Source organism: Polaribacter pacificus, assembly GCF_038024035.1.
Classification (GTDB): Bacteria; Bacteroidota; Bacteroidia; order Flavobacteriales; family Flavobacteriaceae; genus Polaribacter; species Polaribacter pacificus.
In genome coordinates, this window is record NZ_CP150664.1 from 1,998,340 (window position 1) to 2,010,801 (window position 12,462).

The 12,462-nt window shown below is 34.6% G+C and carries 8 protein-coding genes and 1 tRNA gene; 2 read left to right on the top strand and 7 right to left on the bottom strand.

Annotation, left to right across the window (positions count from 1 at the left end):
* Positions 1-65: 65 nt before the first annotated feature.
* Entirely contained in the window at positions 66-1,289 is a 1,224-nt protein-coding gene (locus WHC90_RS09055; RefSeq protein WP_188598155.1) for an OprO/OprP family phosphate-selective porin, read from the bottom strand.
* Positions 1,290-1,426: 137 nt separating this feature from the next.
* On the opposite strand from WHC90_RS09055, the gene WHC90_RS09060 reads away from it, so the two are divergent.
* Positions 1,427-3,691, top strand: a complete 2,265-nt coding sequence (locus WHC90_RS09060; RefSeq protein ID WP_188598598.1) for an inorganic phosphate transporter — start codon at positions 1,427-1,429, stop codon at positions 3,689-3,691.
* 34 nt (positions 3,692-3,725) lie between these two features.
* On the opposite strand, the gene WHC90_RS09065 is transcribed toward WHC90_RS09060, so the two are convergent.
* From WHC90_RS09065 to WHC90_RS09085, 5 genes are all read right to left on the bottom strand, one after another.
* Positions 3,726-4,097 carry a VOC family protein gene (locus WHC90_RS09065; RefSeq protein WP_188598156.1) on the bottom strand — a complete coding sequence of 124 codons (372 nt, stop codon included), beginning with the start codon at positions 4,095-4,097 and terminating at the stop codon, positions 3,726-3,728.
* Positions 4,098-4,161: 64 nt separating this feature from the next.
* On the bottom strand, positions 4,162-6,558 hold the full coding sequence (locus WHC90_RS09070; protein ID WP_188598157.1) for a helix-turn-helix domain-containing protein: 2,397 nt from the start codon (positions 6,556-6,558) through the stop codon (positions 4,162-4,164).
* A gap of 65 nt (positions 6,559-6,623) precedes the next feature.
* On the bottom strand, positions 6,624-7,499 hold the full coding sequence (locus tag WHC90_RS09075; RefSeq protein WP_188598158.1) for a bile acid:sodium symporter family protein: 876 nt from the start codon (positions 7,497-7,499) through the stop codon (positions 6,624-6,626).
* A 118-nt stretch (positions 7,500-7,617) separates the two neighbouring features.
* Positions 7,618-8,829, bottom strand: coding sequence for a 2-oxoglutarate dehydrogenase complex dihydrolipoyllysine-residue succinyltransferase (gene odhB / locus WHC90_RS09080; RefSeq protein ID WP_188598159.1), 1,212 nt, complete (start codon positions 8,827-8,829; stop codon positions 7,618-7,620).
* 34 nt (positions 8,830-8,863) lie between these two features.
* On the bottom strand, positions 8,864-11,599 hold the full coding sequence (locus tag WHC90_RS09085) for a 2-oxoglutarate dehydrogenase E1 component (protein ID WP_188598160.1): 2,736 nt from the start codon (positions 11,597-11,599) through the stop codon (positions 8,864-8,866).
* 181 nt (positions 11,600-11,780) lie between these two features.
* Here WHC90_RS09085 and WHC90_RS09090 point away from each other — a divergent pair.
* A tRNA-Asn gene (locus WHC90_RS09090) sits at positions 11,781-11,854 on the top strand.
* Positions 11,855-11,945: 91 nt separating this feature from the next.
* Here WHC90_RS09090 and WHC90_RS09095 read toward each other — a convergent pair.
* Entirely contained in the window at positions 11,946-12,404 is a 459-nt protein-coding gene (locus tag WHC90_RS09095) for an Lrp/AsnC ligand binding domain-containing protein (RefSeq protein ID WP_188598161.1), read from the bottom strand.
* Between the last annotated feature and the right edge of the window lie 58 nt (positions 12,405-12,462).

Below are 12,462 nucleotides of genomic sequence, written 5' to 3' on the forward strand. Positions count from 1 at the left end.
TCTCAAAGATAAAAAAAGCGATTTGATGGTTGTCAAATCGCTCATATAAAAAAATGTTGCTAAATTTAGAAATCTATCTGAAAGCGAAGCTGAAATATATTAGCCTTTCCTTTTCCACTGATATCTGCAAATACGTTGTTTGCCATTAGCCTGGTAGCAGGGTTTAAATACCAATTGACCCCGATCGTTATATCGTGTTGCTCACCACCAAAAATATCTTGATCGTTTAAATCAGATGAAGAATACCTTAAAGCAAGCTCTAGAGCGCCAGGACCACTTTTACCATAGTTTTTATTTGGGCTGATTCTATCCATTCCATCATATGAGTTTTTTAATCGCTTAGATTCGCCAGTTACGTAATAACTAACTTGGCCATAATAGGTTGCAAAACCATATGTATCAGTTGGATTGCTAATTCCGGTGTTAATGGTTGTGCTTAAGTATTCAGATTGAAAACTAAAAGAATTATTGATATAAAGTAGCTCCAAATTAATCAAGTTCAAATTTCGAACACTGCTAATTGGACCAGTAAAAATGTATTTTAAGCGGCTCAAATGCGCCTCAGGTCTCGATTCAATTCTGTAGGTTTTAGAACTTGGTTTTCTGTAGCTGTATGCAGTTGCCACTTGTAGTATTTTCCGTTCTTTTTTATTGTCTATTAGCAGGCCAGAAACTCTAGCAGTAATTGCGTATCCTCCGTTTGCTGCTTTATCATCAGATGAGTTATCCTCGTTAAAAAAGTATCCAGCCTGAACTGAAAGTCTTTTCTTGTAGAAGTCATTCATAACTAAGATTCCATTATTTCTTTGTTGAACAAAATCATCAGAAAAAGGCCTTTCCATAAAGCTTAAATATTTACTACTTGAAAGTGCTTCTAAACTAAAAGGTTCTTTAAGATGACCTGCTCGGACAGTTCCCAAATAAGGGATGTCATTGACTGAGATATAAGCATCTTTTACTGTGGTTAAGTTTCCAGAAAAATCAATAGAAAATTTAAAGTCTACATTTCCGTAAAGGGTCCCAGAAGTAAAAATCCGTGCTCTACGCAATTCTGTCCCAGAGGTTGTTGTTAAAGGATTGAAGTTAATATCTAGGTTTTTATCTTGCGAAAAGAAGGCATGATCAACCATTATTCTACCACCAAATTTCATTTTAAATTGCTTATCTAAGCTCTCTACTTTTAAACCTTTATCCCATTTAATTGTAAATGGATTTTCTTGTTGTTGTGCAAAAATTACAGATGTACTTAACAGAATAATGATAAAAAGATAATTTTTAAATAACGCCATTTTCACTTTTTTTATAAAAAGCAAAGATTATAAATTACTTAGCGATATAACTTCAACTTTTCTATTTGTTAACGTTAAAATAACATTGACATTCAACACAGTTCCTAATTTTGCATAACTTAAATTTAGAAATTATAATGGGAGATCCATATATTTTAATGCTTGTTGCATTGGCTGTATTAGCCTCAGTTGACTTGGTAGTTGGTGTGAGTAATGATGCAGTTAACTTTTTAAATTCTGCAATTGGGTCTAAAGCCCTTCCTGTAAAAAAGATCATGATCATAGCCAGTTTGGGTGTGTTCTTTGGAGCCGTGTCTTCGAGTGGAATGATGGAGGTTGCTAGAAAAGGAATTTTTGTGCCTAGCGAGTTTTATTTCAATGAAATCATGTACATATTTATGGCTGTAATGATTACAGACATTTTGTTGTTAGATGTGTTTAATTCTTTAGGAATGCCAACATCAACAACGGTTTCTATTGTATTTGAATTGTTGGGAGCAGCCGTAGCAATGGCTTTGATTAAGATTTCTGCCAATGACGCTCAAACCTTTGCAAATCTTGGACAATACATCAATTCAGATAAAGCCTTACAAATTATTTTTGGTATTCTGCTTTCTGTAGTCGTCGCATTCTCTGTAGGGGCAATAGTTCAATATTTTTCTCGATTAATCTATTCGTTTAATTTTGAACAAAGAGCCAGTTATATAAGTGCAATCTTTGGAGGTTTTGCAATTACTGCGATTACCTACTTTATCTTTATTAAAGGATTAAAAGGAACTCCTTACTATGGAGATATTGAGCATCTTATTGAAGGAAAAACCGTTTGGATTATTCTTTTGAGTTTTATCGCTTGGACCATACTTTCTCAAGTACTTATAGTCTTTTTTAAGATAAATGTTTTAAAACTGATTATTGGAATCGGAACTTTTTCTTTAGCCATGGCTTTTTCTGGAAACGATTTGGTAAACTTTATTGGAGTGCCTGTTGCCGCATGGAACTCATATGAAGCTTGGCAAGCATCAGGTGTTGATGCAGATTCTTTTCCGATGGGTGTCTTAGCGCAAAAAGTACCTTCAAATGTTTGGTTGCTTTTAGTTGCTGGAGGAGTAATGGTTATTACTTTATGGACCTCTAAAAAGGCAAAAACAGTTATAGAAACAGGAATCAATTTATCTCGACAAGGAGAAGGACATGAAAAGTTTCAACCAAATCCAATGTCAAGAATAGTAGTTAGAGCTGCTATGGGTATTAATTATGCCTTTAGTGCTTTAATCCCAGGAAAAACCTTAAAGTTTATCGATAATAAATTTCAAAAACCGGTAATAGAATTGTCTAAGGACAAAACCTATGAAATGCCAGCTTTTGATATGGTAAGAGCTTCTGTAAACTTGATTGTAGCCGGAATCTTAATCTCTATTGGAACCTCTTTAAAATTACCACTTTCTACTACCTATGTAACGTTTATGGTTGCTATGGGTACTTCTTTGGCTGATAGAGCTTGGGGAAGAGAGAGTGCAGTGTATAGAGTTGCAGGAGTTATCAATGTAATTGGAGGTTGGTTTGCAACTGCCATTATCGCTTTTGTAACTGCAGCAACCTTTGCATATTTAATTAGTTTAGGAGGTATAGCCGCTGTTGCGATGCTGTTAATTTTGGTTGTTTTTCTGATGGGGAAAAATTATATTTCTTATTCTAAGAAAAACAAAGAAGTTAAAAAGCAACGTCTAATTAACAGAGCAGAATTGATCACCATCAATGGGGTAATTGAAGAGAGCTCTGATCATATATCTGAAGTTGCTGATCGCGTAAATAAATTGTACACCAATGTGGTTGATGATTTAGCAAAACACGATTTAAACAAGCTTAGAAAAACTGACAAGCACGTTGGAAAGTTAAATGATGAAATAGACGACTTAAAAGATGGAGTGTTTTACTTTATCAAATCACTTGATGACACGTCTGTACAGGCAAGTAGATTTTACATCCTTGTGTTAGGTTATTTACAAGATGTAGCACAATCTATTAGTTATATTTCTAGAGCTAGCTATAAACATGTAAACAACAATCATAAAAACCTTAAAAAAGGTCAGTTAAAAGATTTGAAAGTTATTGATAATCAATTAACGGCTATCTTAGATAAAGTAAGTGCTGTTTTTCAGAATAGAACTTTTGAGCAATTAGATGAGGTCTTGGTTGATAAGAAAGAATTGTTAATCGATGTTACCAGCTCTATTGAAAAACAGATTGATAGAATTCGTACAGATGAAACAAGTCCTAAGAACACAACCTTGTACTTTAGTATATTGTTAGAAACTAAAGATTTGATTTCTGCATTGATGAATCTCTTGCAAACTTATGAAGAGTTTCATTTGAGCACCAAGCAGCAAGAAGAATTAAAGTAAAACAAAAAACCCGAGAATAATTTCTCGGGTTTTTTTATAGGTGTTGGTCAATTAAGATAGGGTTCCCATCCGGATCTTTAAGTAAAATGCTAGCAGGTCCTGTTGTGGTTGTATCTGCTTTGCTTTCAATCTGAATCTGTTGATCTAACAATTTTTGTTGAATTTCTCTAACATCTTCAAAATCACCAATGGGTGTTGCATTTTCATCCCATCCAGGGTTAAAGGTTAAGATGTTTTTTTCAAACATGCCTTCAAAAAGACCGATAAGACAGGATTCATTTTTCAGGATCAGATATTTGTGATTAAGGTCTCCACCAAAAATATGAAACCCCAATTTTTCATAAAATTCTTTAGAAACAGTTAAGTCTTTTACTGTCAAACTTACTGAGAATGCACCTAATTTCATATGTTTTAATTATTTGTTATACCTCTTAAAGATACACAAATAGAAAGAACTCTAAGAAAGCTAGTTATTGCTCTAGTGAGTAGAGTAGCATTTTTAAATCAGTATAACTGTAGGCATCTCCTACTTTTTCTTTTAATTCAGAGAGGCTATCATAGGTGGTATTTGTAACTATTTCTAGTAGTTCTTTGTGTTTTTTTAGAGGCATTAATTCTAAGATATCAACTTCACCTGTAGGAATAAAACTCATTAAATGTGTTTCAATAGTTTGTAGGGTCAATTCTCTTTTTGTGGCAATTTCTTTTAAACTATTGCCTTCTTTGAAAAGAGCTAAACTAATTTGGGCGCTTGGTATTTTAGCAGTTTTTGGTTCTTTTTTATTGGGCTGTAAATCTGTGTACTCCTTAACGCAGTCTAAGATTTCATCGCCATATTTTTGAACTCGTATCTTACCCATTCCTTTTATTTTTAAGAGTTCTTTGCTGTTTTTAGGAAGTGCATCACAGATGGCATATAAGGTTTCTTGAGTAAAAATTTGAAAATGAGGAATCAGTTCAGCCTTGGCAATATCATCTCTTAATTCTCGCAATTTTAAGGCTAAAATTGGATCGCGCTTGCTTGCAACTTTTTTCTTTTTAGCGGGTGCTGTTTTTTGTAAGACAGCGTTTGCTCTAACTTGTAAGTATGTTTTTGTTTTAAAACCCTCGGTCATTTTTTTTAGCGCAAAGACTTTTTCATTGAGCAGCTGGTGAAGTTGATCATACTGTTTATCAAAATCTTTTTTCACTGCTTTGTTGTCTGACGAAAACGAAATTTTTGACAAGGGTTGAACAATGTTTTTAATGGTCTGAGTTAAAAAATAATCGACGGCTTTTACAAATCGCTCTTGAACAGCTGAATTATTTTCTGGTAGAACAGCAGTATCTGCTAGTGCAGCTAATTGCTGTTTAAAGCCATTTGCAATTTTTAATAAAGCAACAACTCCTTGATCTTTTATAACTTGTAAAGGCTCGATTACCTCGCCTTTGATACTGGTCTTATTTTTATAATAAATATCAATCAATCGTGTTGTTGGGTATAAAAACTGCTGATAATCGAACAGTTCTGAAATTAAATTGAGTTGAAACTGTTTTTCGGATTTAATCAAATCATTTTCATCAGGATGATTTTCTTCAACACTTTTAGTAAACCAACCAACTTGTGCATCATTGATAATTGCATTGCTGCTAATTTTTGTTTTTAAGACGATGCCTTCTAAAGAGGTGCACCGGCTTAAGGCAACATAAGTTTGCCCATGTGCAAAAGAGGCTTCGGCATCTATAATTGCTTTATCAAAAGTAAGACCTTGGCTTTTATGGATGGTGATTGCCCAGGCCAAACGCAATGGAATCTGAGAAAAAGATCCAGAAACGTCTTCTTTAATTTCTTTTGTTTCTTCGTTAATGGAGTAATTGATATTCTCCCAAGTTTCTTTTTCTGTTTCAATTTCATCTATCTCATTGGCGCATTGCACCGTAACTGATTCTGTTGAAAGTTGCGTGATGACACCAATTTTTCCGTTGTAATACCTTTTATCTACAGAAGAATCATTTTTAATAAACATGACTTGAGCGCCCACTTTTAATGCTAGCTTTTCATCATTTGGAAAAGCGTTCTCGTTAAATTTTCCAGATACGGTGGCTGTATAATAAATGGTTTCAGCTTTAAGTTTGTTTAACTCAGTGTTATTAATTAATGTTGCTCTATTGTTGTGCGTGGTTAATGTAATATAGCCATCGTCAGTAGTTGGTGAAAAATCAGGGTCGAAACGCTCGTTTAAAACTTCTGCTGATTTTGGGCTTAAAGAGTCATTTCTTATTTCATTTAATATATTGATAAAGCGTTCGTTTTTTTGACGGTAGATATGCTTTAATTCTATAGAAACTACATTGGCTTCTTGGTATGCTTTTGAGCTAAAAAAATAGACGGTTTTGTAAAATTGTTGCAACAAACTCCACTCATTGGGTTTTACCACAGGAGCCAGTTGTTGTAAATCTCCAATCATTAATACCTGAGCGCCACCAAATACTTTATTCTTGTTTTTATACCTGCGCATTACTTGGTCAATGCCGTCTAATAGATCGGCTCTCACCATACTTATTTCATCAATGATTATTAGGTCTAATGATTTAATAATATCAATTTTAGTCCTGCTAAATTTACGCTGCTGATTAGAAGTATTAGCAATTTGATTGGGTAGGATAGGGCCAAAGGGCATTTGAAAAAAAGAATGAATAGTCACCCCTTTTGCATTAATTGCAGCAACTCCTGTAGGGGCAACAACCACCATTCTTTTTAATGATTCTTTTTTAATTTGATGTAAAAAAGTGGTTTTCCCAGTGCCTGCTTTTCCAGTGATAAACAAATTTCGATCTGTCTGATCAATAAACTGTAAAGCAAGTTCTAATTCAGGATTTCTAGGCATTGTAGCAATTTTGATGCAAGATAAACAATCATAAAATGAGTTTATAAAAAATGAGCAAAATTAGTTTACGATTTTGCCTCTTTTCTCTTTCCAAGTTGCCACATTAAAACTCCTCCAGTTACAAACATCCAAACAGAATAGGCGCCTATTGGAATTCCCATTTCTACATTTTTTAATATGGTAGTTGCAATAACAAATGCTAAGGTTCCATTCTGAATACCACTTTCTACGGTAATTGAAATAGCATTTTTTAAATCTAATTGAAAGAGTCTAGCAGTTAAATATCCTATTCCCATCGTTAAGATGTTTAAGGCCAAAGTAACCAATCCTACTTCTTTCATTCCTGTCCCAATCATTTCAAAGTTGGCTGCGATTACCGCGATAAAAACTAAAATAAAAATAAGGGTTGAGGCAAGTCTCATTGGTCTTTCCATTCGTTTTGCAAAGCTCGTCTTGAATTTTCGAACCAACATTCCTATAGAAATAGGAATCACAGTGATGACCATTATTTGTAATATTGTATCTAGAATAGGCAATTTAATGGTTGCATTTGTTTCTGTTCCAAAATAATCTAATACATAAGACAAAATAAATGGAATTGTAAGGATGCTTATAATGCTTGTAATCGCAGTAAGTGTTACAGATAAAGCGATGTTTCCTTTACAAACTTGTGTAATTAAATTACTTGTTGGTCCTCCAGGGCAAGTGGCTAATATCATTAAGCCGACTGCCATCGTAGGGTTTAAGTCAAAAGTGATTGCCAATAAAAAACCAATGATTGGTAAAAAAATGAGTTGATTAGTCAGTCCTACTAAAACCGCTTTTGGAAATTTTATAATTCTGCTAAAATCTTTAGGTACTAAAGTCATTCCCATTCCAAACATAATTATGGCGAGAGATAAGGGTAAAAACACTTTACTTATAATTTCGGTAGAAGACATAAAATCAATAATTTACATTCATAATTATCGAAAGATAATAAAAATAAATTTTGCTAAAATGAAGCCCAAAAAAAATCCCGAGCATATTGCTCGGGATTATGTATTTCTAAAACTAAATTTACAATTCTAAGGCTTTCTGGATGTTGTTGTCCATTAACAAATCAACAGGGTTTTCTAAAGCTTCTTTAACGGCTACTAAAAAACCTACAGATTCTCTACCATCAATGATTCTATGGTCATAAGAAAGTGCTACATACATAATAGGCTGAATAACCACTTGTCCATCAACAGCCATAGGTCTGTTAACGATGTTGTGCATTCCTAAAATTCCACTTTGTGGAGGATTGATAATTGGTGTAGACAACATAGAACCAAACACACCACCATTGGTAATGGTAAAGGTACCACCAGTCATTTCATCTACAGTAATTTGCCCGTCTCTAGCTCTTAATGCCAAACGCTTTACTTCTGATTCTACACCTCTAAAAGATAAGTTTTCTGCATTTCTAATTACAGGAACCATTAAACCTTTTGGTCCAGAAACTGCAATAGAAATATCTTGAAAATCGTTTTTAATTTGGAAGTCTCCATCAATCATTGAGTTGACATCTGGATACATTTGTAAAGCTCTTACGACAGCCAAAGTAAAGAAAGACATAAATCCTAAACCAACTCCGTGTTTTGCTTTAAAGTCTTCTTTGTACTGTGAACGCAAATCAAAAATTGGTTGCATGTTTACTTCGTTAAACGTAGTTAGCATAGCTGTTTCGCTTTTTACAGCTACTAAGCGTTCTGCTACTTTTCTACGCAACATAGACATTTTTTTACGTTCTGTTCCTCTTGATCCCGTTGCTGGTTGCGTTCCCATAGCAGGAGTCGCTTTTACAGCATCATCTTTGGTGATTCTACCATCTTTACCGGTTCCTTGTATGGCAGAAGTATCCATTCCTTTTTCTGCTAAAATCTTTTTAGCAGCAGGAGAAGCTGTTCCAGTAGCATAGGTTTTAGCTGCTTCTTTTTGTGGAGCAGGAGTAGCCTCTTTTGGAGCTTCCTCTTTTGGAGTAGCTTTTGTAGTTGCACCTTCAGGTTTAGGAGCGTCCATGTCTATTAAACAGACAACAGCGCCAACGGCGATAGCATCTCCTTCTTCTGCTTTTAAAGTAATGATTCCACTTTCTTCGGCTGGCAATTCTAAGGTTGCCTTATCTGAATCTACTTCTGCAATAGGTTGATCTTTTTCAACATAGTCACCGTCTTCCACTAACCAAGTTGCTATTTCTACTTCTGTAATTGATTCCCCCGGAGAAGGAACTTTCATTTCTAAAATCATCAGTACTAAATTTTATTTTTATCTGAAATTCTTTTTATTCTTTTGTTTCAAAAACACTATCGATTACACGTTGGTGTCTAATTTTAAATCGGGTACTTGAACCCGCCGCAGGAACTGCATAGTATTTTAAAGAACACACTTGTAATTTTACCAATTCAAATCGCTCTAGCATAAAGCTCCACGCTCCCATGTTTCTAGGTTCTTCTTGAGCCCAAACATAATCAGTTGCATTTGGATATCTATCGATTACCTGTTGTATTTTCTCTAAATGTAATGGAAATAATTGTTCAATTCTAATCAACGCTATATCCTCTCGTTCTAATTTCTCTCTTTCTGCCAATAAATCATAATAGAATTTACCCATACAAAATACCAGTTTAGTTACTTTTGATGGGTTGATTACATCGTCTATAACCTCTTGAAACTCTCCTTTTGAAAAATCATCCATAGAGCTGACTACCTTTGGATGTCTCAACAAACTCTTTGGTGTAAAAACAATTAATGGTTTTCTGTAATTGCGTTTCATTTGTCTTCTAAGTAAATGATAGAAGTTTGCAGGAGTTGTACAGTTGGCAACAGTCATATTGTCTTCTGCACATAATTGTAAATAACGCTCAATTCTTGCTGATGAATGTTCAGAACCTTGCCCTTCATATCCATGAGGTAATAAAACAACGATACCGTTTTGCATTTTCCATTTGTCTTCGGCAGCAGAAATGTACTGGTCAAACATAATCTGAGCTCCGTTAGAGAAATCACCAAATTGTGCTTCCCAAATGGTTAAAGTATTTGGATTTGCCATTGCATATCCATAATCAAACCCAAGCACACCGTATTCTGATAATAATGAGTTGTAAATGGTCATTTCACCCTTATTCTTTGGGTTGGTGTTGAGTAAGTTTATACGCTCTTCTGTGTTTTCATCACGTAAAATTGCATGTCTATGTGAAAAAGTTCCACGTTCTACATCCTGACCAGAAATTCGGACATGGAAACCTTCTTCTAGAAGTGATCCGTAAGCTAAAGTTTCTGCCATTCCCCAGTCTAATTTATCGTCTTCGAAGACCATTTTTGCTCTTCCTTGTAAGATACGCTCTGCTTTGCGAACAAATTTTACATTTTCTGGAACTGTAGAGACAATTTTAGAGATGCCTTTTAAAGCCTCAGCAGAATAGGTTGTGTCAATAGGTTTTAGCATGGCTTCTAACTGTTGGCGAACAAAACCTTTCCAGGTAGACTGCATAAATTCTTTTAACTTAGAAGTCGCTTGTAATTTAGATTTTTCAAACTCATCTTCTAGCATGGCTTTAAACTCTGCTGTGATACCCTCAATATGAGCAGCATCAATAGAGCCTTCTGCCAACAACTTCGCTACATAAATATCCTTAGGATCTTTGTGTTTTGAGATTGCTTTGTAAAGGTTAGGTTGGGTAAAACGAGGTTCATCACCTTCATTGTGCCCGTATTTTCGATAGCCTAATAAATCAATAAAGATATCAGACTTAAATTTCATTCTGTATTCAAGTGCCATTTCCATAGCATGACAAACCGCTTCAATATCATCTGCATTAACATGCAAGACAGGCGATAGGGTTACTTTTGCAACATCAGTACAATAGGTACTTGATCTTGCATCTAGATAATTGGTGGTAAAACCAATCTGGTTATTTACCACAATATGGATAGTTCCACCAGTTTTATAACCATTTAATTTGGCCATTTGAGTTACCTCATAGGCAATTCCTTGACCAGCAATGGCTGCATCTCCATGGATTATAATCGGAAGAATTTTGTTTTCGTCTCCGTTGTATTTTCTATCAATTTTAGCTCTCGTTATTCCTTCTGCAACTGCAGCAACGGTCTCTAAATGTGATGGATTTGGAACCAAGTTCATCTTGATTTTTTTACCATCTCTATAGGTTTTACTCAATGTTAAACCTAAGTGGTACTTTACATCTCCATCAATGTTTTCATCTTCAAAGTCTTTTCCTTCAAATTCGCTAAACAAATCACGAACGGGTTTTTTGAAAATATTTACCAAGGTGTTTAAACGACCTCTATGTGCCATTCCAATCACACACTCTTCAACTCCAAAGGATTCAGAGGCATTTCTAAGGGCTACGCTAATTCCAGGAATCAATGCTTCACCTCCTTCTAAAGAAAATCTTTTTTGCCCCACGTATTTGGTTTGCAAAAAGCTTTCGAAAGTTACAGCTTGGTTTAGTTTGTTTAAAATATATTTTTTTGAGTCTACAGAATAATTTGGGTGATTGTCGTTTTGGTTTAAACGCTCTTGCCACCATTTTAATTTTTCTGGGTTTCGCATATACATATACTCAACACCAATAGAGTCACAGTAAATTGCTTGTAAATGCGAGATAATTACTGTTAAGGTTGTTTTACCTAAGCCTAAAATTTCACCAGCGGAGAAACGAGTATTTAGATCTGCATCAGAAAGACCAAAATTTTCCAAGGCTAAAGTAGGCTCGTATTTTCTACGCTCTCTTACTGGATTTGTTTTCGTAAATAAATGACCTCGGGTTCTGTAGCCGTTAATTAAGTCAATCACTAAAAATTCTTTTCGAACTTCTTGAGGAATTTCTTCGCTAATTTCTTTATCGGTTAAGGTGTATTTTTCATTGGCCAGATCATAACCTTGAAAAAAGCTTCTCCAGCTCGGTTCAATTGCATCAGGATTCGTTAAGTATTGCTCGTATAAATCTGCAATAAAACCAGTATGTGCTGCGTTTAAGAACGAAAATTTGTCCATAGGTATCTAAAGTACTTTAGGTATAAAAAATTATCTAAGGCAAAAATACAACATTTAAAAATTCTGTCCTTTTTTTTCTAAAAAATTTAGTTAAATAAAACTTTGATTTTTTTTTAAAAAAGTTTGGCAGGTTTTTAAAAACGATTATATTTGCACTCGCAAAACAAATAGTCTTGCAAACTCCTCCTTAGCTCAGTTGGTTAGAGCATCTGACTGTTAATCAGAGGGTCCTTGGTTCGAGCCCAAGAGGGGGAGCTAAAAAAAGCATCTACAATCGTGTAGATGCTTTTTTTTTGTTTCTGATTATCATCGCTCTAAAACCCTAATCTAGATAGCTTTAGCAAGCTTATATTTTAATTTGACGATCAATTTGTTGATCTAAAGAAATAAAGGTTTCCGTTCTGGCAACTCCTTTAATGGATTGAATGCTTTCATTAAGTAGGCGCATTAAATCTTCATTGTTCTTGCATAAAATCTTAATGAAAATTCCATAATTTCCTGTTGTGTAATGACTTTCAACTACTTCTGGGATGTCCTGGAGTTTTTTTATTGCTGATTTATACATGCTTGCAGATTCTAAGAAGATCCCTACAAATGCAGTTGTGGTGTAGCCTAAAACTTTTGGGTTTAAGACCATTTTTGAACCAACAATAAGTTCAGTCTGTTCAAGTTTTTTAAGCCTCTGATGAATTGCAGCGCCAGAAATACCCACTTCCTTAGCAATGCTTAAAAGAGGTGTTCTAGCGTCTTCTACCAGGCTCCTGATAATGCATTTGTCTACGCCGTCAAGTTTAATAGTACTCATAAGCTTTATATCTTAAATGTAAATGTAAAAAAAAATCAACATATGATACCATATGTTG

Excerpts from the sequence above, each read along its gene's own strand:
- WHC90_RS09055 (WP_188598155.1), bottom strand. The coding sequence starts at position 1,289 with ATGGCGTTATTTAAAAATTATCTTTTTATCATTATTCTGTTAAGTACA.
- WHC90_RS09060 (WP_188598598.1), top strand. The coding sequence starts at position 1,427 with ATGGGAGATCCATATATTTTAATGCTTGTTGCATTGGCTGTATTAGCC.
- WHC90_RS09065 (WP_188598156.1), bottom strand. The coding sequence starts at position 4,097 with ATGAAATTAGGTGCATTCTCAGTAAGTTTGACAGTAAAAGACTTAACT.
- WHC90_RS09070 (WP_188598157.1), bottom strand. The coding sequence starts at position 6,558 with ATGCCTAGAAATCCTGAATTAGAACTTGCTTTACAGTTTATTGATCAG.
- WHC90_RS09075 (WP_188598158.1), bottom strand. The coding sequence starts at position 7,499 with ATGTCTTCTACCGAAATTATAAGTAAAGTGTTTTTACCCTTATCTCTC.
- odhB (WP_188598159.1), bottom strand. The coding sequence starts at position 8,829 with ATGATTTTAGAAATGAAAGTTCCTTCTCCGGGGGAATCAATTACAGAA.
- WHC90_RS09085 (WP_188598160.1), bottom strand. The coding sequence starts at position 11,599 with ATGGACAAATTTTCGTTCTTAAACGCAGCACATACTGGTTTTATTGCA.
- WHC90_RS09095 (WP_188598161.1), bottom strand. The coding sequence starts at position 12,404 with ATGAGTACTATTAAACTTGACGGCGTAGACAAATGCATTATCAGGAGC.